The sequence below is a fragment of the Flavisolibacter tropicus genome, from assembly GCF_001644645.1.
In the GTDB taxonomy this organism is placed as follows: Bacteria; Bacteroidota; Bacteroidia; order Chitinophagales; family Chitinophagaceae; genus Flavisolibacter; species Flavisolibacter tropicus.
Window position 1 is genome coordinate 2,596,895 of the sequence record NZ_CP011390.1, and the last position, 21,673, is coordinate 2,618,567.

A 21,673-nucleotide genomic window follows, 5' to 3' on the forward strand; every position below is an offset into this window, starting at 1 on the left:
TATTAGATGCAACTTCACTCGCACTTTAGTATTCTACTTCAATGAATACTTGCACCTACTTCAGTTTAACAGATCATCAATATTGATTGCCTCCAAATAAGGTGTTAGTGTTTGCATATTTACCGACACCCGAACTTCCTCTACTGCTTTGCTTGCCTTATTGCAATACATTTCAATATAATAATCATCCAATTGAAATAGAAACACCATGTGTGTTGAATGGTTTCGCTTGGCTATCAATACGCCTTCATGAAGAAGGATTAACTGCATTTCCTGTGCATTTAATAAGAAAAAATCAGAAAGCTTCATAGTTTGCAATTTTTAATACGGTTAACTAAAAGGCTTACCACTAACAAATGCTGAAACGATAACTGATGCTAAGAAAACTAACGGGCTTAAAGATGGGCTTAACTAGATAAAACGGAAAACGTGGACAAGAAAACAAACAGCCCTAAAAATATAAACTGAGGCGATTATTTTACAAAAGTATTTCTATTGCTTGACTGCTTTAGCGTCTTTAACAAATTCATACAAGCAGACGCATTAATTTGATGTATTACCAGCAGCATTATTCATGTGCTGTTGATTCAGATGAAAAATTAAGGCCGATATCCCTTCTATCGCCATTTCACTGGCATTTCGAAAGCCTGTTATGCGTTGTTTTTCGTCATGGCCATACCTGGCATCTTTTAGTTCATTTTCCAAAGCATCTATTCTTTCACGATAAAACATAGTGTTATTTTCCGGATCAGCTGTTTGAGCAACCTGGTTAAGTATTTCCTGATAACGGGTAACCAATTGCTCAAGTGAATGCAGGTTATCGTCGGAATAATTCTCAGGTAGTTTTTCCAGTAACGTTTTTAAAACACGATAATGTTCTTCCATAGCTCTATAGATTACTTAAATCATGCCTTATTTGTTAAAACAATTAAATTAATTGACAGTTCCTACCAATAGTCCGTATTTAATTGTAACTGGGTATGGTATTACCAGTCTATAGGTATGACTACAAATTGGATAAAAAACAGGATAGGATATAATGAAGAATATTTCAATTGGAAGGCTGTCGTTTTGGTATTATTCTTATTTATTCTCTTTATTGGAGCGCAGGTCTACTTTATATTGGAATACTTTCTTTCTACGTAATTGTAGGAAAGCAATTTTGAATCAGTATGTTTCCGCCTGCAAAGGTATAAAGGCAGGTTCTCTACCCACTAAAGCATAATACAGATTCTGAAGGTCATGCATAGTGTTTTCTTCTCTCAGGATTAAGCAATGTGCTTGACTATGAACAGAGGTAGCTTCTTAAAAGATCATGTTTTTGCGAGGTCCGCAACTTTACAATTGCCGATTCTTTTATTTGACGGACCCGCTCACCACTTAAACAAAATTTCTCACCGATCTCATCTAAACTCATAGCTTCTAATAGCCCAATTCCATAATAATCACAAATCACTTCACGTTGCCTGACGGTTAATACCTGCAGTACGCGCATTACCTCTATTCGTAGCGATTCTACTTGAAATAATTCCTTCTCAATATTCTCTGTATCCTCATTGGCTATTGTATCTGCTAAACAAGTTTCTTCGGCTTCTGAAAGCGGCGCATCCAGACTTATATGCCGACTTGAACCATTTAGTGCAACAGATACTTCAGCAATATCAATTTGCATTTCTTCAGCTATTTCGGCTGAAGATGGTTCCCTTTCCAGCGTTTGATAAAGGGAAAGCGAAACTTTTTGAATGCGGTTCTGTTGCAGTGCCCTATTTGAAGGCAGCCTGATCATTCTGGCATGTTCAATTATAGACTGCAGAATGCTCTGTCTCACCCACCAAACTGCGTAAGAGATAAACTTAAACCCTCGCGTTACATCGAATTGCCGGGCAGCCCTGATCAATCCCACATTGCCTTCATGTACCAAATCAGGAAGTGAAAAACCCATATGTTGGTATTGTTTTGCTACCGATACCACAAACCGCAAATTGGCTTTGATCAAAGCATCGACGGCCTGTTGATCTCCTTGTTGTATTAAAGAAGCTAAGCGCACTTCTTCATCAAGCGAAATCAATTCCAGCTTGCCTATTTCTTGCAAGTATCTTTCGAAACTCCGTGCTTCACGATTGGTAATCGATTGGCTAATCTTTAACTGTCGCATAGTGAATAAATATCTTAAGCAGTTTAATTAGTTAACGCTTGAAGAAAAAAATATAAGAGCCCTATTAAATAGAGCTCTTAGAAATCCCACAAGCATATACATTACCAGCGGCTCTTGTTATATGAGCTACTGTCGTCTCTGAAATTATTACTTCGCTCAGGTCTTTCTTCTCTAGGCCTGGCCTCTACTACGCTTATTGCACTTCCGTCTACGATGCCATTATTTAATTCCGTAATAGCATTTCCGGCTTCTTGTTTATCCGGCATTTCTACAAATCCGAATCCCCTTGATTTACCTGTAAACCGGTCCAAGATTACTTTGGCAGATTCTACCTGGCCATAACTACTAAAAGCACTTTTTAAAGCCTCATCAGTTGTATTGAGACTCAAATTGGAAACATAAAGGTTCATACTAAAATTTTAATGATAAGAAAAATTGAGTAAGGCAAGAGGCTAGACTGATAAAAATGCAGGTTGCTAGTGCTGTATGATTAGGAGAATACTACTGCAAGGCTCAATAGATTCCCTCAAGATACCACTATTAAATAACAAAACGGAAAATGCTTTCTATTTAATTAATAATCTTGTAAGCCAGTCAGCTTATTGCAAAATCTTAACGTAATGGCTTAATGATTGAGCATACCTTAGAAAGAAGAACTATTTCATCAGTACCATTCAAGTACACTTCTTTTCTGCAATTTGAAATTAATATCATTAACATTCTGACATGAACATCTATGTATATAATATTCCGATCCATTTAAGCAATAAAGAATTGGAAAGCCTGTTTTCATCATACGGAGAAGTATTGTCTGTAGAAATTGAAAAAAATAAAGAAACCAGTCTGTCGCTTTGTATAGCATATGTGCATATGCCCATAGAAACACAAGCCCAGCGAGCTATCGTTGCATTAAATGGAATGGAACTTTATGGCAGAAAGATCATTGTACAGCAAGAAGGTGGCTCAAATTACCTTCAAACATTTACGTAGGCAGTTTTCAGGCCATGATCCAAATCCTTAACTTATCAAGTACAGCAGCTATTAACCGATTGTTTATCCCTACCTATTATAACTATTCAGATCGTCATTGCCGGCTTCATTTGTTCATTAATCAACTTCTTTTGGGGGGATTTTGTTGTTGTGGAGGAATATTACCTCCTATTTGTTGTTTTACTGTATAACAAAGTTCATCCATTAACTCTTGGTTATTGGTGTTGCCAAAACAATGTCTGCCTTCTTCTATAAATTGTAAATGGCTTGGTGGCTCATTTATGGGCGCACCACCATATCTGGTCAAGTGAGCTTTATAGAGTTGCCCGCTACCCTTATCTACTATATAGTAGGCTAATGCACCCTTATACATCACTACTGCGCTAATTTCCATACTTGCATTTACTGAATAAGATACAATGATGGTGCCCATTAATAATTGACTCCGGTAATGCTGAAATTGCAATAATTAATAGGTCCATAACAAATTATGGGTAATTCTAGTATCTATATTGACCTTACTGGGCAATCCTTTACCGGTAAAGGACTACTTCAAGCATTTTTCGTTGTCCGTTGAGCGAACGGTTTAGGTCTCTTCACGCCACATTACAATTTTAAAGTGATGCTTTCTTTATTTAACCGCAAAAACAGTTTAAACAGATTGGCCGTAATTGAAAGGAAAATATATAGGCAGGCAACTAAGCATTTAATGAAATAAAATTTTTCAGGTGAGATGCTTAGCTATCTCAGATTTATTTATCGATGCAAAATTTACTAACGCTTATCCAGCAAGGCCTTCAGTGCAACAGGTTCAAGAGAGGTATCAAAACAGAAATTGCATTATCTAAGAACCTATGATACAAAAAACATCCAATCAGAGTTATTTACTATTCAATACCCACGAGGGATTCGACTCCCGCTCTGCACACTAACATTACACAGGAACACTATAACTCCGGAGTAACAATCTAATGACTTTACAATTTATCAGAAGACCCGAAAAACAAACGTAAGACAACAATTAATCATAACAGATTCAATACAATAATTCTCAAATAATATGCAATATGAACGTCTATTGTATTTATCAATAGTTCAATAGGCCAGCTGCATATTATATACTGTATTGGCGAGCACCCTCCATTAAATTTACTGTTACGAATAATAAATAGTGGATATCCATTTTACAAGCGTACCTTACACTATTAGACAGAAGAACCTAAGTATCAATTTAACTCCTCTCGTTCCATTCTTACATCTTCTTCCAGCTTTATTCACTTTTAAATGATTGTATGAAAAAGAATCTCATTCTGATGAGCTTTCTTGCCCTGTCAATCTTCGCATTTGGACAAGCTCAAGAAAGCATTACACCGCAACACAAAGAAAAAATAACAAGCACGGATGCAGTAAAAATCACCCTCCCTTATTCCCCGGAAGTAGTGGTTAAAGCACTCAACAACTTCGTTCTTATAACTGGAAGAGCTGAAGCAATAAAAGCAAAAGGCTTTAACTTATCAGAGGACATGCGGTTAGTAAATAATAACATAAACGGCGTTGATATGCACTTCTTTGTTACTCTTAAAGAATCCGACAATCCGAATGTAACTGACCTGTATTTGAACCTGGCTTCTTCAACAACCAATAATGAAGACAATGGTGTAGTATCTTACTTTGATATGAAAGAAGCAAAAGATTACCTAGACAATTTGGAAATTGCCATTACGCACTTCGCAACCGATTTGCAATTGCAACTCCAAAATAAAAACCTATCAAAGTCTAAAGCTGCAACTGTACGGTTAAATGGAGAAGCTGATAAGTTAAATAAGAAACAGCAAAGCCTGCAACAGGCCATCAATAGAGAATACGATTCGAAAAAATATGATCGACTTACCAAAAGAATACATGTCGTCAATCAAAAAGTTGATAAAAATATCATCAATCAGTCCAACCAAAGAGCTGAAACCTTTAAACAAAGTATTGCTTTAGCCATATTGATAAATCGGATAAAAGCATAATCTTTTTCCTTCTGAAACCTATTATACACAAGCTTAAAATTAATTCCAATGACAAAGGTTACAGAAGTAAACTTGGATGAAGAAACTATACGCCAGGTAGGTTTACAACAAACAGACAAACCCATTAATGCACAAATAGCCCCAGATGCCAGGGTCTTCAGCTATCCTTTTTTAGAGGAAGTCTATATTATGGAAAGTGATCTTTATGGCAATACAATGCCTAAGGGTTCCTGCTTCCTGGCTTTTAATGGAAAGCATGGTTTAATAGGAAAACACTTAAAGGTGGAAACGCTTAAAAATGCCAGCGTAGAAGAGATCAAAAAAATGATTGAAGCCAACTCCGAAGGATAAAAACCTGGCAATTGATAAGAAGAAGGCAGTCATAAAAAATGACCTGCAGGCATAGTAGTAAATGCACAAAAAATTATTATGGCAACACTTAACCGCATACTTGTTTTGAATACCCTTATTAAGCATGAAACACTCACTTTGACAGATATTGGCAAAGAAGAAAACCTAGGCATGATTCCGAACAAGCAACACCTCCAGTTTATATTAGAGGAACTGGGTGAAAGTGGATATATACAGAAGCTTAATGGAGCTATGGTATCTACATACACAATAACTGATAAGGGAATTGCAGAAGGTGAAAGATTAAAAGAAGTATAAATGATCTCAGAATCCATATCGTACCACCCGTAGGTAGCATTAAAACAAAAGCACACATCTCACACAGCTCACTATACCGGAAACTGTTCAGTATAATTTGACCATTTTCAGAAGTAGTTGCAAAAATGCAGACCATTCGAACAACCCTGCTCTATAAATAACATATAATCCTGGCAAAATAAAAAAATAGCAGGGCCCCTGTTAAAGATCAACTTTGCCTGAATAAAAATCATACATAAAGCGACTGAGGGCATTCTCTATAAATAATAAATTTAGTTACAAATTATTCAAGGCATCAACGCTGGAAGACCGTTCTTGTTATTTAGTATTCTTTACAATTTCTTCAGAAAGGGAAGCTTTTGTATTTCTTCGCCCCGAAAGTAACCCTCCGTATTTTGTGGGTACCTCATCGCCCAATAATTTACCAAAAGGGCGGAGCCCTTCTACACGATCACAAATAATTTTAACTATGGCAATAAAGGGAATTGACAAAAACATTCCAGCAATCCCCCACAATGCACCCCCCAGCAAAACAATCAGAATAGAAACTAAGGCATTGATTTGCACTTTGGATGATACAATTTTGGGGACCAGGAAATTGTTATCAACAAACTGTATTGCGACGTAGGCTATAATGATGCCGAGTTGCGTTGAGTATCCTTCCTTTGTAACTGTTGCCATGAGAACAGGCAGTGCTATGGCAATAATTCCTCCGATATAAGGCAGCATATTGAGCAAGGCTCCAAGCAGGCCAAGCAGAATGGCATACTCTACACCAAGAATAAGAAGGGCAGTTGAATTCAGGGTTGCCACAATCAGCGCTTCGATAAGCAAACCAACCATATAACTCTGTATAGCCGATTTGGTTTGCCTGAGAATATCAGCTACCTGCCCTGAGTTTTTTTCTGCAAATGATTCGTATATAAAATTCAGGATAAGCGTTTTGTAATATAACAGAAGAAAAACATATACAGGCAATATGAAAACAAGCAGCAAGGTGGTAAGGGCAGAACCCAGTGTTTGGCCAACAAGCCCGTTACTGCTGCTGAATGCTTCGTTAACTAGTTGCACCTGTCGGGCAAGGGAAATGCCAAAAGTTGTTTGCACCCAAGCCTGGAAATGCACCAACAATTCGAAGAGTTTGTTTTTAAGGATAGGCAGTTTTTCACTGAAGCCAATTATTTGGGAAGAAATAAAATACATAATTCCCCCAAACACAAGAAAAGCTATCAGCATGGAAAAAATAATGGCAAAGATTTTTCCTATACCCTTTCTTTGAAAATAATTAGCCAAGGGGTTGAGCAAAATGGCAATAATCAGCGCAAAAGAAAAAGGCACAAGTATTCCTCTTAGGGAAGCCATCGCATATACCAGCAGTATAATCCCGAAAAGGATAATAGTGCTTTTAAAATAAAAAGGGAATTGCCTGATTTCCATATTTAAACAATAATGTTTTCAAGTAAATCTATCATTTCATGCTGAGGCCATTTGTATCAGCCTGCCAACTTTTGCTTTCCTATCTATTAATCTAACAGGAGCAATCAAGTAAGATCTTCATATATACTTAGTGGCGTGATAAACTACTGATAATTCCAGGGCTTATCAAGCAAATCCAGCACTTCTACTCTTGATAGTGTATCTTTTAGAAATACTAAAAGATAGGTTGACCGCATATCATCTGCAACATCTTTTGTTGCCTGAATTATTCAATTAAATCCAAATCAATTATATAGTTGGCAAGTATCCCATTGCGTCATACCCAATGTTTAATCGATTGCATACTATTCTCATAATAACTTATATTCTAAAGTTACCACATATAGTATAGGCCCCGGTATTATTCTTTAACTGCACATACATAGAAGTAACACACGTCTCCGGAGCCACACAGAATAATATATCATTAAGTATGGATTATTAAGCGTACCTTACATATATTCAATTAGAGCACTTTGTAATCTCTCCAACTTCCTTCTCTTCCTTACAGTTCCATTCCTTACAGTGTCTTTCCTTGAGTCTAGATTTAATCATCTTAAATTCTTTTTATGAATAGAACTATTCTATTGTTCTGTCTTCTATTAACTATTAGTATAGCATATGGCCAGGCCCAGAAAGGGTCGGTCTCCTATCAAAAAAGACAGCAGACAGCGGCTGTAATCGAATTACCCTATACGCCCAATATTGTAATGGCAGCACTCAACGACTATCTCTCCAAAAAAGGCCGGTCAAAGAGCACAGACTTAAAGGGCTTTACTACTTACAGAAACACTACGCCTGTGGCGAACGACAGTACAAATGCAGATCTATACTTCAAAGTAGAACGCAAAAGCAGGCAGGACAAAGAAACCACTATTGTATCCTTATTGCTAACCATGCCTTCAGATGAAACTACTAATCCAACTAATCAACACTATCTGAACATGGATGAAGCTAAGGTTTACTTAAATGAGCTAACACCAGCTATTGAAGCCTATAATCTCGAATTGCAGATAAAGGATCAAAACGGAGCAGTAACCGCCGCCGAGGATAGATACAAAAACTTAACAAATGAAGGCTCCAACCTTGAAAAAAGAAAGGAAGAGCTGGATAAGAAGATCCATAATAACAAAATGGAACAGCAGGCACAGCTTAACGAAATAGAACTGCAAAAACAAAAGCTAGCAACCAAGGTTAGTGAAAGAAAAGCTTAAACGATATTACTATAACATGCCCTTTGCTTTCAAATACAAGGACAACAAATAAAACGATATGACAAATATAACAACGCTTCTCGCCAAGGATAATTACATGACCACATTCGTAAAAGGGGTAAAGATGACAGGATTAGAAGACACTTTAAATACCGATGGCCCATTTACAGTATTCGTTCCCACCAACCTATCTTTTGGAAAGCTTGATCGTGGTGTAATTAAGGAGTGGGAAGAAGGCAATCATACACCCGAGTTAAGAGCCATTTTAAACCATCACATTATAGCAGGACGTATTAACATTACTGATTTAACCGATGGAGCCATCATCGAAACAATTGATGGGCAAAGGCTGGCCGTTACCGTTATTGGTAAAACCGTAATGATCAATAATGCAGTAGTGCTAGGACATGACCTGGAGGCATCCAATGGTGTTATTCATTCCATTGACAGGGTGATTGTAAGTAATTGATTGAGTCCGCTAACCATTTACAGAAGTTTTGCAAATAGACCTTTTATGAATACGGGGTCAAACTTTACTCACATTATCATGTTTGTTCCTTTTCCAAGATCAGGCAATGCTGTCACCAATAAAAGGGTTGTTTTCCACGTTCAACAAGGAATCACTATTTCATCGCCACACCTATTATAAGCCATGAAGAAAAGATACTGACCAACCTACTCCAAGAATTGATTTAAAACTCATTAATCAAGCATTTACTTCCAGCATGGGTAGTAATGAATAAAATACAGATGTATTAACAGGTATTGTACAGACATTAAAGGAAAAACTATACACTTCAAACCTGTTGCAAGAACGTAAAAAAAAGTTTCTGCCTCCTGTAAGATCCTTTCCGCAACTTCTTTAACCCATTTAACTTCGCCCTATTAAATCAATAATCTGTTGCCGGGCTTTTTTAGCTTCAGGAAAACGCAAAAGCATCCAGGCATGAAACATATCGGCATATTCAAAATAAGTAAGGTCAACTCCTTTTGAATCAGCCAGGGATTTTAATTTTCTGGCATCTGCTACCAGTATTTCTTTTGAACCAGCAAACACAGTCATTTTCCCAAGATGCTCTATGTCGCCATTAATTGGACTCAGTAAATAATGATCCGGATTGGTATCTCCGGCATATAATTTACCGGCTTGTTGCAGGCTTTCTTTTTCCAAAAAAGGATCCACGGGGTCTAAATCGTTTATATCTGGATTTGAAAGCGTTATGTCAAGCCAGGGAGAGAGTAAAATAATTTGACTAGCCTGAGGTATATGCTCGTCCCTTATTTTTTGAGCTAACGCCAATGCAAAACCGCCACCGGAAGAATCGCCCATAATAATCAGATCGTTAGTATCAACAGCAGAAAGCAATTGCCGGTAAAGGTCAAGTACCATAGCGAAGGAGTCTGTATAGGTATAAGCTGGAGCCAACGGATAATCCGGCACCGTAATAGTACAGTTTACGGCGTTGACTAAGGCAGCTAGAAAATACCAATGAAACCTGACAAAACTCTGGATATAGGCACCCCCATGTAAATAAAGGATATGTTTGCTACTGCTTTTCCCTTTGGGTTGTAACCTAAATACATTCCGGCCTTTCACTTGAAATCGGTACACCTGACAAGTCTTGGAAAGGCTAACCGGCGGTTCTGGGCAACTAAATAAGTCAAATCTCCTACTGGCCAGTTGTCTTTTAAGCAGCTTCTTTTTATTGATCATCTGGAGGAGTATTGTAAATAATTTACTCTGGGAACTTGCCAATAGGAATGGTTTAATAATTGCAGAATTAAAAGAACAGCTGACTTCAGCCAATGAAGTTACCGTTTATTTACTGGTTAACTCCGGCAGATGGTTGTTAATCCTGGAAAAGGAATTCCTCAACTATGATAGAGGCAATTAGCAATACCAATGACTTTTGGCTACGTCTGGATAACGCGGCCAAAATTTACCCTGCTGTAAAAGACAAGGAGCTGACATCTGTTTTCAGAATAGCCGTTGAGTTAAAAGAAAGAATAAAAGCCAAACCATTTTTAGAAGCCGTGCAGGCTATTGAAGAACGGTTTCCCTATTATAAAGTCACCTTGAAAGCAGGCTTTTTCTGGTACTACCTTCAACCACATTCATTACCTATAGCTGTAAAGCCTGACCATACCCTACCCTGTCGTGCTTTCGGTAAGCGCGAACCCATGTTCCGGGTATTGGTAAAAGATAACAAGATCAGTGTTGAGTTCTCTCATATTCTAACAGATGGAACAGGGGCTTTAGAATTTTTGAAAACATTGTTGATTACTTACTTTGAAAAATGCGGTTTGCACTTTTCAACAGCGCTTTCCTTTTTTCATCCAGAAGAAACACCATCAGCAGAAGAATACGAAGACGCCTATAATAAGTATTTTAAAAAGATAGATGCCCACCCGGTAAAAGGACCAAGGGCATTCCATGTGCCGTTTCCCCTAAAACGCACCCCCCGGTTTGAAGTATTGTCTGCTGTGGTACCAATGGAAGCTATTACCCAAAAAGCAAAAGCCTATCAGGTAAGCCTGACCGAATACCTGACAGCTGTTTACCTGCATTCACTCCAGCAAATTTTTAATCAACTACCAACTTTCAAAAAACGAACAAGCCATAAAATACTGCGCATTGAGGTGCCGGTTAATTTAAGAAAGCTATTTCCTTCCCGTACTATGAGAAACTTTTCACTTTATGTACTCCCCGGAATTGATCTGCGTCTAGGGCAGTACACATTTGAAGAGATTATAAAAACAGTTTATCATCAAATGCAGCTGGAGACAGATAAAAAACTGATTAGCAAAATGATCTCAAAAAACGTAGGTGGCGAAAAAAGCCAGTTTCTTAGACGTGTACCACTTTGGATCAAATCGTTCATCTTATCAAAGTTATATGCGCGGGGAACACAGCAATACAGTGGGGTCATCACCAATCTAGGGAAAATAAATTTGGGTCCTGACATCAATAGCCTGATCCATAAATTCATTTTCATTCCCCCGCCACCTAATCAGATAATAAAAGTCAATTGTGGGATTGCAGGGTTTGACAATCAACTTGTATTGACTTTTGGAAATATCACTCAATCAAAAGAACTGGAAAGACAGTTTCTGACATTTTTAACTGCACAGGGCATACCTGTTAGCATTATTAAATAAAAGAGTTGATTAGCTATGATTTGCAAAAACTGCGGTGTACAGCTGGAAGAGACAATGCAAACCTGCCCATTATGTGGAGAGTCTGCTATTGGCGAAAAGCCAAGCACTAGCACATTCTCCCTTTCGTATGGCAAGCGCCATCCTTCACATCTTGCAGCTGTACAGATGAGCCCGCCTCAGAAAAAATTTACCTGGGAAATTGTGTCGATCATTTTACTTTCCGGTGCCTTAACCACTTTTGTTGTTGACTTTATTCTCAACCGGCGCATTACCTGGTCGGAATATCCGCTGGCCATTTGCCTGACCATCTTTTGTTATTTGTCTTTGTTTGCCTTCTGGAATCAACCTACCTTACTTAAAATGACCGGCGGGTTGCTATTGGCTTCTTTATGTCTCGTAATTCTGGATGCCGTTACAGGAGGTCTTCACTGGTCTGTTCGGTTAGGGATACCGTTACTCCTAATAAGTAACCTGATCGCTAGCGCTTTGATTGTTATTACCCGCCGATCCAGATACAAAGGCATTAACCTGATTGCCTATATTTTTTTGGGAGTCGCCCTGATATGTATAGCTATAGAGGGCGTTTTGTCCTTCTTTGAAATGGGATGGGCTCAATGGCACTGGAGTGTGATTGTGGCTGCCTGCATCATACCGGTGGTTGGTGTGCTACTTTTTGTACACTTTCGATTAAAAGAAGGACGCAGCCTCGAAAAAACGTTTCATGTCTAACAGAATTGTTGGTATTTAATTAGGGCGCTTCCTTTGGGTAATTGAAATGCAATCATAAAGCTGCAACCTGCTTGTATAATCTCTTTTACCCTTATAAAGAGTGCACTGCTTTTTCGCTCTGCACATTTCGCACTGTGACTTCTACTGCACCTAGCCACTGCGGGCAATAAAGCCTACAATGTTCAGAGCCTGTAGTATAGGCAATATCATTAAGCATCTTTTATAAGGATAAGGAAAACCTGACCTTAAACTCGAGATATCTATTATTATCAGTAGTAAGTAGTACTTTTTACAGCGGTGGCGGTTGCTGTTAAAAGTACAATTTCATAGCAACTGCATAACCGGATTGATATACTACCATTGTTGGCATCTTGGGTAAAAAGCTGCCCTTGAGACATACTATTCTTTACGTTTCATACATTCTATTTTATATAGCAAAACCAATCTCAATAGCAGATTGCTGATACTTCATTTGCAACAACCATCGTCTATACGCTAACAAAAAATACCAGTGTTTACATAAATCATTACCCTGCTTGAAATCTTCTTGTTAGATATTGTTCAAATTGCTGTTGAAAAAAGAAATGTTTGCTACTGGTTTCAAATAAAGATTCCATATTCACTATAGGTAATACACCCGAAGTAACTACTGCAACAAACTTTGGGTTAGCCATAATCCATTCGTTTTTTAACGAATGAGTCTTAGCAAATGAAATCAGTATTTCCGCTTTGAAATGATGAGGAAGATCAGCTGTCCTGTTACTTATTTGATTCAGGTCCTCGATTAGATCGGGGTATTTGTTTATATCAAATTCATCAAAGTCTTTAATGAAGTTTTTTGAGTATTTAAGCATTATATATTTTTTAAGAAATTATGTATTGAAAGTTTTTATATCCTTATTAGAATTGAAGTAGACTGAACCAAAAATTTCGCCTAGAAGCAGATTCGCCAGCACTTACACATTCGCAGTAATATTTTTTACCAATTTCTGCTTCACATCGTGCATCTATTCCCTGTTCAAGTAAAAAACTAAGCCTCTGCCATCCGCTGTTTCTCGGTGTGGCCTTATCTGGATCTTATAACTACCCCCTGGTACATTTATCCTCTCACAATAATGCAAGATGTTTTTTCAAGATCGGCTGGCTAAGTATTTCCTGATAACAGTAGCCAATTGCTCAGGTAAATGCAGCTAGTCATCAGAATAAGAATCAAGCACATTTTACTGTAAAGAGATGATAGCACTATAAGGTTCTTAGCGTTTTAGAGTACTTGAATCATGCCTTAACTGTCTGTACGGATCCAATTAAGCTAGACGTTAATAACAGTTGCCTCTGTATGAGTGAAACAAGGCATGTTATAAACAGTTGTTAGATATAACTATAAATTAGATAAAACAGCACCGGGAATAATGAAGAGTCTTTTAACTCGAATGAAGTAATTATAATACTTTTACTGCTTATGTTTTTCTTTAGCACGCAGCTTTATTAGTATTGAAATATTTCCTCACTAAGCAAAAACATAAATGCATTAATTGTCTCAATACGTTTCCGCTAGTACAGGCTCTAAGGCTAGTTCTCTATCTAATAATGCATGATACAGGTTTTGAAGTCTATGCATGCTCTTTACTTCTTTCAAGAGTGGCCGGCGCATAAAATCCACCACATTAAATTCACGATCCAGTTCCATTTCCATACCAGTTCCGGTAGCCGTTTTCGCTTTCTGCCACAGCTTAAAATAGTTGTCAAACGAAAATCCACTTTCCTCTAATATGTTGACGGTTAGCGGCAACGCCTGCAAGTACTTGCTGTCACAACCAATATTTTGCAGATGCGCTCCTACATAATAGCCAACTGAGGGAAATTGTTTTTTATCTTCTATGCTGCTGACCATGACAATCTTTCTTACTATAGTATTAACTAATACATAATTGCCTATGCGTAATTCACTAAATGGTATCATATAATTTGCTTTAAAATTGTAACCAGGTATTCGCAACCGGGTTATAAATGCTTTTGAAGAATAATAATCAGTGAAGTGCAGCTATAAGGATTAGAACAAAGCAGAATAATGTAAAATAATTATAAGGTGCAAACCTGTTAACTGTAAGATACGCTTAATAATTGGCATTCACTTTATTATTATAAATAAAGCAAGCACGCATCCAATATTGGCGTAACTTACAGATACGCTTTTCTCTTTTCATTGATTAGCTCGGCTATTTGCATCTCTCATCCTAAATATCCTAGATAAAAATATGACGCGATTTAAAACATGGAAAAGTAGTGTACTACTGATTGCTCCGCTTGAGTTGTTATTATTGGCCGTAGTGATTAGCTTATTTATAACTGCCTTTATCACAGCAGCCAAGTTTACAAAAGGCCCTTTAAGTATTACGGCATTAAAAGAATATCTTTTTGGTCTGCGGTCTTTGCTGGAAAGCCGTACCGATCTGGATGCGGATACAGAGCGAAGCACTTTGGAAAAGCTATTCAACCAAGTAAAAGCCAATTGTGCAGGCACCGTAATCACTAAAAATGAGGAGTTAAAAGAGGTTTTACAAAGCACTTGCCAAAATATTCAATTAACAATGGAAAGCAAGAAAACCGGACAAAGAAATGCCTGGCAACAATTAAAAGACACAGCATTTGGCTTTCATGAACAATACTTCTCCAATGCAATAGCTTAGCAGCACCCATATAAAGAACTAATCTTTATCTACAAGTATAACCACTACCCTTAGTCTATTTCGTATTCTCTTAAGTAAAGCGGAACGCTACAAAGCACTCTAAGAAGTAAGGAAATAGTCAAAAATTGTATTTATAGCCAGTTTAACACTCTTCAATCAGGCTGTTCTATTCTTTAACGTTTTATCGAGATAAGCATTAGGATTATGCTCCAAAGCTCCTTTGGGCAGCCCCCATGCAACTAAACAGAAAGATATTCAACAATTTCTTCCGTACATCTCGTTTTATATGAAACGAGAGAGGTAACCTACGATCTATCGCAGGTTTTCTACAATAACTCTTTGAATATCAATAATACGATATAGCAGAGTCATAAGCAATAAATACAGAAAATGTAACGTCCGCGATCTCCTGAGCGCCGATTTCCACTAAAAAACAAGCAACTTAATCTCCGATCTATCGCATGTATTTCTTTCTGAACCATAGAAGCTCAACATCAAGCATCACAGGTACAAATTGGGATAAAAAAAGTCAGAAAAGACCAAATTTGGTCAAAGTCTGACGCAATGTATTAATTTATAAGTTGTTGCAAACTATGAGATAGTTTGATTCAGTTAGATTTATTTAAATGGAATTACTTTCCAATACAGAAAGTAATCATGCTTTTAGCCAATAAAACTGCTAAATCCTACAAATCCTATGAATCTGAATTCAATAATTACATCTCTAAGTTTTTATAGACTAGATTCTCTAATTAAGGGATAAAGACTATTATTTGATGGTTTACGCACCTTAAAAACGCCTGGAATAATAGACAAGATTACACTTGTTAACTACTGTGCTATTTACGCTGATGTACAAGGAGTTAGCCAGAAATCTCCATAAAAAAAATATCGTCAAATTTTACATTAACCGTTGCCTCCTCCTAAAAGTCTGTGGAACTTTAGCTTGGCAAACTATACAAACAACAATGAAAGAAAACCAGAAGAGAAATCGCCTCAAAAAACTTAGCGGAGAAGAAAGCTTACAGAAAATAAAAGGAAATTGTACAGTATCTAAGAACAGCATTAGTTATAAGCCAATCATTTCTAATCTGCCAACAATTAGTTCAATTGAAAATACTCATGGTTTAATCCGAAAGCTGTGGGACAAAGAAAACCTTTCCACTCAAGAACAGTTTGTCGCTTATTTTTTTAATTCTAACTCTCATCTATTGGAGATCGGATAATTTCAGTAGGAAGAATGAGAGATTGTTTAGTAGATATGAAGCTTTTGTGCAGTGTGGCTTTGCAACTCTTATGTTCATCTGTAGTAATTGCGCACAATCACCCTTCTGGCAATATTAAGCCAACTAAGTATAATGAAATAATTTCAATTAAGATCAGCCAAGCTTTAAGGCTAATTAATGTAGAACTTTTGGACCACTTTATACTTGTAGAAGATGGTTATATATCGTTTGCAGATGCTGGACTACTATAATATATACTAATTGATCATTTTTGGATTAATAGTGCTTAATGAATTCCTGAAATGCACATTGTTTCTTAACCTAGCCCACTGTTTATCTAACTGACTATGAACTTCAATATCCTTGAATTGGTCTTTATTACTTTTATCAAAAGCATCTTTCCACTTTTCAAACCGCTGTAAATTGACAGGATCATCTATTGCCTGAAATAATACATTTCCTCCATTACGTTCAAATATGATTGTCTTTTTACTGACATCCATTTTAACATTTGTCGCTTCTAGTAGTGTAGCAAACGGTAAACTATCGTCTTTCCCACTATCAGTTTCAAGCTTAAAAATCGTTTTGTAAAAGAAATGATATGTAGATGGTGTATTTACATTATCAATGAATAAAACCTCTGCGGAATAAATTATGTATTTTATTTCTCCAAAAATTACAAAGCCTCCATTGCCAACTATCTCTTTTAAACTAGCATTAATTTCTTTCCTCTTTTGAACTCTTGCATTTCTCAACTCCCGATCTTCATATAAATCATTAATCATTCCTACACAATGGTCAAATATGTTCATTATACCAAAGCCTCCTCCGAAATGCTTCTCTGGATGTGAAAAGTTATTACGCATACTTCTCAGTGCATCCAACAGGCCTTTTCTATCAAATTCAAAGAATCCATTGTCATTAAACCAATACATCAATGATTGTAAGTTATGATGTCTTCTTGTTTCACCGATCTCTTTATACTTGACTTTTAAAGCCATTTCAAAGGTTGTCAATGCCTTTGCCATTGCAGGATCCAAAAAGTCATACTCATAATATGCATGTATTAAAAGCTTGCGAATAATTGCAAAGCTTTTCTGCACTTCATCTGGAACTTCATCTTTTAACGTGAGCATTGGAACTACTTTCGTACAATAAGTAGCAAATGTTTCTGCGCCTACTATACAATTCCAAAATTCTTCCTTCTTCAAATCCATTATTAACTTATCAATTTGGTCTCAAATGTTATTTAGATACAAAGCTTATCAAATAGTATTTTGTTTCTCTCTTGTGCATCTTTTAATAATTTATTAAAAGTGATCAATTCTAAATATGCATTTAATTCTTTCTTAAAGCAGAAATAACCTAATCCATCTGGTGTTTTGGTAAAATCATGCCTCCTTAACAACACCTCTAATTTGGATGTATCATCACTAACTATATAGGCATAGAATGGAAGATTCGCAGGAACTTTGATTGGTCTTCCTTCGTATGTAACAACATTTCCATCCTTTATTAATTCTATATATTCCAATACTTGATCAATAGGATTCTTTTCAGGATCGTCTGGTTTATAGTCATTTCGCATTGGCCGTTTAAACTCCACAATAGTTATTGACCCAATATTTAAATGATTATCTGCAAATGCAATGGCCTTATTAAAAATCAGCAGATCTGCCCTTTTTGTTGAATCTAGTTCGTCCAAAACATCGTTAGAACTTAAGGGTTTATCTGAGGACAAGTATAAATGATAATTAAATCTATCATCTATTAGCCATAAATTCTGATCGTCATAATTTATATCATCAGAAGTTGTACGCATAGGAAAAAACAGCTTGTGAATTGCGTTTTCCCATTCATACTTCTTTTCATCTTTCTTTTTCAATAAATTACCCAAGTGGTCAATAATAGCTTTACGCTGTACAATATAATTAGCAAGGTCACTTTTTGCAATATCATTTTCTTTTTCAATGTACTTATTATAGCGTGCTATATAGTCTTCTACGTTCTCTATGTTTGAGCCTGTTAAAATATTATTGGATAATACTTTAAGCTTAATAACTTCATTAGCCTTTATTTTGTACAATTCTATATTTAGCTTTTCTTCCGATAAGTCAGGCTCGAGCCGTTTCAGTTTATCCAAGCAATGTTTAAGTAGGAACCTAAACTCAGGAGCTTTATTTTTTATATGTTCTTCTATCTTTTTGATTTTCCTTTCTCGATTCTCTGATAAAACATCAGAAAAAAGTTCTTCAATTTTCTGTGTAACCCTTTCAAAAATATCTTCAGAAGTAATAAGTTCTTCGGCTCCATCATCCTCTTTTCTTTCAGGGAAATTAAAGCTCAATCTTTCCTTGTTTACATTCGTATCCAAATACTCTCCAGTTACATAAACAGCTAGACTATAGCTTAAATTATCTTCTTCAACTTTTTGCGGAAAATCTGGTATATAATCTGAAACCTTTCTTGATGTAACCACACGATTATGCCCGCATAAATTACAAATATTTGCTTTCTCCTCCCTCGACTTTACAATATATAAGTTGAATACTTTTTTCTTAAATTCAACAAAGTCTTGTAGTATATCTGTTTTGAATGTTGTTTCATATATCTCATCTAAATCATAAATAGTCCCATAATCTTCTAAGCTTATCTTCGGAATCGCATCTAACAAATAATAAAGCTTGAAATGATTTATTATTTCCAAACATATTTCACTAGCGCTTTTGGGGCATTTAGAAGAATATCTTTCTATAAAATCATTTAAGTAAGCGATAGTACCTGCTCCATTTTTGCCATTATATGGCGAAACTTTCAGATCAAAAATTCCAGGCTCTTTTGGCTTCATTTCAAAAGACCGCTGGACGAAAGTTTCTCCTTCTTTATAAAAGCTTTCATAGCTAACTGACTTAAACGCTTTTAAGCAAACGAATCGTCCGTTTCCTTTCCCTCCTTTACTTTTCTTATTTGTAGTATCGGACTTTAAAAAGTGCTTATAGTTATGTTTATTGAAGCCGATCCCTGAATCTTCAACTTTGAAACCTATAATTGGGTATTGATCAAAATTTGAAATGGAAGCAAGCGTTTCTTTCTTTCCCTGCCTTTTTAATGTAATACGGATAACGCCCCTTTTGTTATTCTTTAATTCTTCAATAGCATGTATTCCATTGCTTATTAATTCAAATAAAGGAAGTAAAGGCTTGCTGGTCGGAAGACTAGTATTTTCGATTTTGCCTTCTATATCAGAAGTGAATGAAACTTCGTTTTCTATTACGGTTTCCATAAACAGTTAGGTTTAGTAAGATTTATGATCCAAGCTCAAAAATCATGTTCTTACAAGGTTACTAATATTTTCCTTTTTAAATATGTGCTTCTTCCCTATTTTCTCGGAATTTATCTTTCCACCTAACACCCACCTCCGCAATGTGAGTGGTGTTATATTCAACAAAATAGCCGCTTCTTTAAGTGTTAGTAGCTCTTTTGCTTGAATAACCTTAATTAGCTCTTCATTTATAAAACCTTCTGGCCTCCGACTTATTTCAGTTTTTAGTTCAGCCTGAGCAATCTTCTTATTTTTTTGATTGAGCTTATACAAACGCTTTGCGCAAGGATCAGAACAAGTTTTAGAAGTCGTTTTCTTAGCGATGAATTCGTTTTTACAGTATTCACAGATTTTTACAATTCTAATATTACTACTCATAGTATTTGTGGGATTTGCATGATTTACTGTATAATTCTGTATCAAACCGTATCATTGAGTATCATATCGTATCAACTTTTACGGCTTCTACAGTATAAAATCCCACCTTTTTCAATTTGTAACCAACATAACAACAAAAAAAGAGCTACTAAAAGCAGACAAAAGCCTACTAAAAGCAGCTCAATACTTTCTAACTTATTGAAAAAGAGAGAAAAAGCAACTAAAACACTACTAACAGCAATGAAGTGAATAGCAGCTTACTTTCCGATGCAGAACTTACTAAAGATGTAATCCAATTGATCGTCGCTTGTCACTTCCCCGGTAATCTCACCAAGAAAGTACAGGCAGCGCCTTATATCTAAAGCCAATAGATCGCCGGGAATACGTTGTTCTAGACCGTTATAAACATCCTCCAATGATTTCAGCACCTCCTGTAAGGCATGGAAATGGCGTGCATTGGTAACAATCACATTTTCGGATTGAACGGTATCTTTCAATACCAGATCTACCATGCGCTCTTTTAATACTTCCAGGTGTAAACCACTCTTGGCTGAAATAAATATAACATTTGGAATAGCAGCATAGAGGCCTTTGATATTAGAGTCGGCATCTGCTTTATTACCTACCAGCAAATAGTGTAGTCCTTGTTGTTGCAAATCGGCGCTAATGGTATTCAACTCGTCTGCGTTTACTTCATGGACGTCAAACAAGTAAATAACAATATCTGCCTGCTGCATTTTCTGATAGCTCTTAGCAATACCCACACTTTCAATTACATCCACTGTATGTGCGCGAATGCCAGCTGTATCAATCAAGCGAAACAAAATACCATCAATATTAAGTGTCTCTTCAATAGTGTCTCGTGTAGTGCCTGGTATCTCGCTTACAATAGCCCGGTCTTCATTTAAAAAGGCATTCAACAAGGTAGACTTACCGGCATTTGGCTTACCTACAATAGCTACCGTAACACCATTTTTAATGACATTACCCAATTTAAACGACTGTAGTAAGGTGTTGGTTTGATACATGGCATTTTCCACCAAGGCTTTCAGTTTACTGCGATCGGCAAACTCTACGTCTTCTTGTGAAAAGTCAAGTTCTAGCTCTATCAGTGCAGAGAATTGAATCAATTGTTCCCTCAGGTCCCTTAGCGCTGATGAAAAGCCTCCTCTGATATTTTGCAACGCGGTTTTATGAGAGGCTGCGGTGTTACTGGCAATCAAGTCAGCAACTGCCTCCGCTTGAGTTAAATCTAAACGACCATTTAGGAAGGCGCGTTGGGTAAACTCTCCTGGCTTGGCTAGGCGGGCGCCACCTTGCAAACAGGCATCAATTACCTGTTGGTGAATAAAGGGTGAACCGTGGCAGCTAATCTCTACTACGTTTTCACCGGTATAAGAACGCGGACCTTTAAAGAGGGAAATCACAACCTCGTCTAGCACCTGAGCGTTTTGTGTTAACATACCTACGTGTAGGGTATGGGAGGACTGTGCGGCCAAATTTTTAGAGGGGAACAAGTCATTTACAATATCAATGGCTTTTGCACCACTTAAGCGAATTACGCCAATTGCACCAACCCCAGGCGGCGTTGCTAAGGCTATAATTGTATCATCCCACCCTAAAAGCTTTGTACTCATATTTGTCAAAAGTAAA

24 protein-coding genes are annotated in these 21,673 nt (G+C 36.8%); 11 read left to right on the forward strand and 13 right to left on the reverse strand.

The window, feature by feature from the left end; genetic code table 11:
- Positions 1-60: 60 nt before the first annotated feature.
- The 4 genes from SY85_RS10820 to SY85_RS10835 all read right to left on the reverse strand — a co-directional run bounded on the left by SY85_RS10820 (position 61) and on the right by SY85_RS10835 (position 2,565).
- Positions 61-309: a hypothetical protein gene (locus SY85_RS10820; protein WP_066404369.1), complete on the reverse strand. Its 249-nt coding sequence runs from the start codon at positions 307-309 to the stop codon at positions 61-63.
- 234 nt (positions 310-543) lie between these two features.
- A complete protein-coding gene (locus tag SY85_RS10825; protein WP_066404371.1) occupies positions 544-885 on the reverse strand; it encodes a hypothetical protein in 342 nt (113 codons plus the stop codon).
- 400 nt (positions 886-1,285) lie between these two features.
- Positions 1,286-2,155, reverse strand: coding sequence for a sigma-70 family RNA polymerase sigma factor (locus tag SY85_RS10830; protein WP_066404373.1), 870 nt, complete (start codon positions 2,153-2,155; stop codon positions 1,286-1,288).
- Positions 2,156-2,256: 101 nt separating this feature from the next.
- A complete protein-coding gene (locus SY85_RS10835) occupies positions 2,257-2,565 on the reverse strand; it encodes an RNA recognition motif domain-containing protein (protein ID WP_066404375.1) in 309 nt (102 codons plus the stop codon).
- A gap of 316 nt (positions 2,566-2,881) precedes the next feature.
- Here SY85_RS10835 and SY85_RS10840 point away from each other — a divergent pair, with 316 nt between their 5' ends.
- Positions 2,882-3,145: an RNA recognition motif domain-containing protein gene (locus SY85_RS10840; protein ID WP_066404376.1), complete on the forward strand. Its 264-nt coding sequence runs from the start codon at positions 2,882-2,884 to the stop codon at positions 3,143-3,145.
- A 121-nt stretch (positions 3,146-3,266) separates the two neighbouring features.
- On the opposite strand, the gene SY85_RS10845 is transcribed toward SY85_RS10840, so the two are convergent.
- The gene (locus SY85_RS10845; protein ID WP_148661162.1) at positions 3,267-3,539 is read right to left on the reverse strand and encodes a hypothetical protein; all 273 of its coding nucleotides are present in this window, start codon (positions 3,537-3,539) and stop codon (positions 3,267-3,269) included.
- An 898-nt stretch (positions 3,540-4,437) separates the two neighbouring features.
- Between SY85_RS10845 and SY85_RS10850 the strand changes: the two genes are divergently transcribed.
- From SY85_RS10850 to SY85_RS10860, 3 genes are all read left to right on the forward strand, one after another.
- Entirely contained in the window at positions 4,438-5,160 is a 723-nt protein-coding gene (locus tag SY85_RS10850; RefSeq protein ID WP_066404382.1) for a hypothetical protein, read from the forward strand.
- Positions 5,161-5,208: 48 nt separating this feature from the next.
- Positions 5,209-5,511 (forward strand): hypothetical protein, encoded by a 303-nt coding sequence (locus tag SY85_RS10855; RefSeq protein WP_066404385.1) that lies wholly within the window; start codon positions 5,209-5,211, stop codon positions 5,509-5,511.
- A gap of 78 nt (positions 5,512-5,589) precedes the next feature.
- Positions 5,590-5,829, forward strand: a complete 240-nt coding sequence (locus SY85_RS10860; protein ID WP_066404386.1) for a hypothetical protein — start codon at positions 5,590-5,592, stop codon at positions 5,827-5,829.
- A gap of 318 nt (positions 5,830-6,147) precedes the next feature.
- Here SY85_RS10860 and SY85_RS10865 read toward each other — a convergent pair whose 3' ends face one another.
- The gene (locus SY85_RS10865; protein ID WP_066404388.1) at positions 6,148-7,266 is read right to left on the reverse strand and encodes an AI-2E family transporter; all 1,119 of its coding nucleotides are present in this window, start codon (positions 7,264-7,266) and stop codon (positions 6,148-6,150) included.
- 608 nt (positions 7,267-7,874) lie between these two features.
- Here SY85_RS10865 and SY85_RS10870 point away from each other — a divergent pair.
- A complete protein-coding gene (locus tag SY85_RS10870) occupies positions 7,875-8,519 on the forward strand; it encodes a hypothetical protein (RefSeq protein WP_066404390.1) in 645 nt (214 codons plus the stop codon).
- Positions 8,520-8,577: 58 nt separating this feature from the next.
- Positions 8,578-8,988, forward strand: a complete 411-nt coding sequence (locus SY85_RS10875; RefSeq protein WP_066404392.1) for a fasciclin domain-containing protein — start codon at positions 8,578-8,580, stop codon at positions 8,986-8,988.
- A 402-nt stretch (positions 8,989-9,390) separates the two neighbouring features.
- Here the strand turns inward: SY85_RS10875 and SY85_RS10880 are convergent, their stop codons facing one another.
- A complete protein-coding gene (locus SY85_RS10880; protein WP_066409608.1) occupies positions 9,391-10,275 on the reverse strand; it encodes an alpha/beta hydrolase fold domain-containing protein in 885 nt (294 codons plus the stop codon).
- Positions 10,276-10,397: 122 nt separating this feature from the next.
- On the opposite strand from SY85_RS10880, the gene SY85_RS10885 reads away from it, so the two are divergent.
- A complete protein-coding gene (locus SY85_RS10885; RefSeq protein ID WP_066404394.1) occupies positions 10,398-11,678 on the forward strand; it encodes a condensation domain-containing protein in 1,281 nt (426 codons plus the stop codon).
- A 15-nt stretch (positions 11,679-11,693) separates the two neighbouring features.
- The gene (locus SY85_RS10890; protein WP_066404397.1) at positions 11,694-12,407 is read left to right on the forward strand and encodes a DUF6320 domain-containing protein; all 714 of its coding nucleotides are present in this window, start codon (positions 11,694-11,696) and stop codon (positions 12,405-12,407) included.
- Between the two features lie 527 nt (positions 12,408-12,934).
- Here SY85_RS10890 and SY85_RS10895 read toward each other — a convergent pair.
- Positions 12,935-13,261 (reverse strand): hypothetical protein, encoded by a 327-nt coding sequence (locus SY85_RS10895; protein WP_066404399.1) that lies wholly within the window; start codon positions 13,259-13,261, stop codon positions 12,935-12,937.
- 683 nt (positions 13,262-13,944) lie between these two features.
- Entirely contained in the window at positions 13,945-14,367 is a 423-nt protein-coding gene (locus SY85_RS10900; protein ID WP_066404401.1) for a hypothetical protein, read from the reverse strand.
- A 295-nt stretch (positions 14,368-14,662) separates the two neighbouring features.
- Here SY85_RS10900 and SY85_RS10905 point away from each other — a divergent pair, with 295 nt between their 5' ends.
- From SY85_RS10905 to SY85_RS10915, 3 genes are all read left to right on the forward strand, one after another.
- Entirely contained in the window at positions 14,663-15,094 is a 432-nt protein-coding gene (locus tag SY85_RS10905) for a hypothetical protein (protein WP_066404405.1), read from the forward strand.
- A 968-nt stretch (positions 15,095-16,062) separates the two neighbouring features.
- Positions 16,063-16,320 carry a hypothetical protein gene (locus SY85_RS10910; RefSeq protein WP_148661163.1) on the forward strand — a complete coding sequence of 86 codons (258 nt, stop codon included), beginning with the start codon at positions 16,063-16,065 and terminating at the stop codon, positions 16,318-16,320.
- Between the two features lie 14 nt (positions 16,321-16,334).
- Complete coding sequence (locus SY85_RS10915; RefSeq protein WP_066404409.1) at positions 16,335-16,571, forward strand: JAB domain-containing protein; 237 nt, start codon at positions 16,335-16,337, stop codon at positions 16,569-16,571.
- Between the two features lie 6 nt (positions 16,572-16,577).
- On the opposite strand, the gene SY85_RS10920 is transcribed toward SY85_RS10915, so the two are convergent.
- From SY85_RS10920 to mnmE, 4 genes are all read right to left on the reverse strand, one after another.
- Positions 16,578-17,537 (reverse strand): hypothetical protein, encoded by a 960-nt coding sequence (locus SY85_RS10920; RefSeq protein WP_066404411.1) that lies wholly within the window; start codon positions 17,535-17,537, stop codon positions 16,578-16,580.
- Positions 17,538-17,569: 32 nt separating this feature from the next.
- A complete protein-coding gene (locus SY85_RS10925; protein WP_066404416.1) occupies positions 17,570-19,603 on the reverse strand; it encodes a Shedu immune nuclease family protein in 2,034 nt (677 codons plus the stop codon).
- A 42-nt stretch (positions 19,604-19,645) separates the two neighbouring features.
- The gene (locus SY85_RS10930; protein ID WP_066404418.1) at positions 19,646-20,020 is read right to left on the reverse strand and encodes a helix-turn-helix domain-containing protein; all 375 of its coding nucleotides are present in this window, start codon (positions 20,018-20,020) and stop codon (positions 19,646-19,648) included.
- Between the two features lie 257 nt (positions 20,021-20,277).
- Entirely contained in the window at positions 20,278-21,657 is a 1,380-nt protein-coding gene (gene mnmE, locus SY85_RS10935) for a tRNA uridine-5-carboxymethylaminomethyl(34) synthesis GTPase MnmE (protein ID WP_066404420.1), read from the reverse strand.
- Positions 21,658-21,673: the final 16 nt, after the last annotated feature.

Coding starts and splice junctions, on each gene's coding strand:
- SY85_RS10820 (WP_066404369.1), bottom strand. CDS start 309: ATGAAGCTTTCTGATTTTTTCTTATTAAATGCACAGGAAATGCAGTTA.
- SY85_RS10825 (WP_066404371.1), bottom strand. CDS start 885: ATGGAAGAACATTATCGTGTTTTAAAAACGTTACTGGAAAAACTACCT.
- SY85_RS10830 (WP_066404373.1), bottom strand. CDS start 2,155: ATGCGACAGTTAAAGATTAGCCAATCGATTACCAATCGTGAAGCACGG.
- SY85_RS10835 (WP_066404375.1), bottom strand. CDS start 2,565: ATGAACCTTTATGTTTCCAATTTGAGTCTCAATACAACTGATGAGGCT.
- SY85_RS10840 (WP_066404376.1), top strand. CDS start 2,882: ATGAACATCTATGTATATAATATTCCGATCCATTTAAGCAATAAAGAA.
- SY85_RS10845 (WP_148661162.1), bottom strand. CDS start 3,539: ATGGAAATTAGCGCAGTAGTGATGTATAAGGGTGCATTAGCCTACTAT.
- SY85_RS10850 (WP_066404382.1), top strand. CDS start 4,438: ATGAAAAAGAATCTCATTCTGATGAGCTTTCTTGCCCTGTCAATCTTC.
- SY85_RS10855 (WP_066404385.1), top strand. CDS start 5,209: ATGACAAAGGTTACAGAAGTAAACTTGGATGAAGAAACTATACGCCAG.
- SY85_RS10860 (WP_066404386.1), top strand. CDS start 5,590: ATGGCAACACTTAACCGCATACTTGTTTTGAATACCCTTATTAAGCAT.
- SY85_RS10865 (WP_066404388.1), bottom strand. CDS start 7,266: ATGGAAATCAGGCAATTCCCTTTTTATTTTAAAAGCACTATTATCCTT.
- SY85_RS10870 (WP_066404390.1), top strand. CDS start 7,875: ATGAATAGAACTATTCTATTGTTCTGTCTTCTATTAACTATTAGTATA.
- SY85_RS10875 (WP_066404392.1), top strand. CDS start 8,578: ATGACAAATATAACAACGCTTCTCGCCAAGGATAATTACATGACCACA.
- SY85_RS10885 (WP_066404394.1), top strand. CDS start 10,398: ATGATAGAGGCAATTAGCAATACCAATGACTTTTGGCTACGTCTGGAT.
- SY85_RS10890 (WP_066404397.1), top strand. CDS start 11,694: ATGATTTGCAAAAACTGCGGTGTACAGCTGGAAGAGACAATGCAAACC.
- SY85_RS10895 (WP_066404399.1), bottom strand. CDS start 13,261: ATGCTTAAATACTCAAAAAACTTCATTAAAGACTTTGATGAATTTGAT.
- SY85_RS10900 (WP_066404401.1), bottom strand. CDS start 14,367: ATGATACCATTTAGTGAATTACGCATAGGCAATTATGTATTAGTTAAT.
- SY85_RS10905 (WP_066404405.1), top strand. CDS start 14,663: ATGACGCGATTTAAAACATGGAAAAGTAGTGTACTACTGATTGCTCCG.
- SY85_RS10910 (WP_148661163.1), top strand. CDS start 16,063: ATGAAAGAAAACCAGAAGAGAAATCGCCTCAAAAAACTTAGCGGAGAA.
- SY85_RS10915 (WP_066404409.1), top strand. CDS start 16,335: ATGAGAGATTGTTTAGTAGATATGAAGCTTTTGTGCAGTGTGGCTTTG.
- SY85_RS10920 (WP_066404411.1), bottom strand. CDS start 17,537: ATGGATTTGAAGAAGGAAGAATTTTGGAATTGTATAGTAGGCGCAGAA.
- SY85_RS10925 (WP_066404416.1), bottom strand. CDS start 19,603: ATGGAAACCGTAATAGAAAACGAAGTTTCATTCACTTCTGATATAGAA.
- SY85_RS10930 (WP_066404418.1), bottom strand. CDS start 20,020: ATGAGTAGTAATATTAGAATTGTAAAAATCTGTGAATACTGTAAAAAC.
- mnmE (WP_066404420.1), bottom strand. CDS start 21,657: ATGAGTACAAAGCTTTTAGGGTGGGATGATACAATTATAGCCTTAGCA.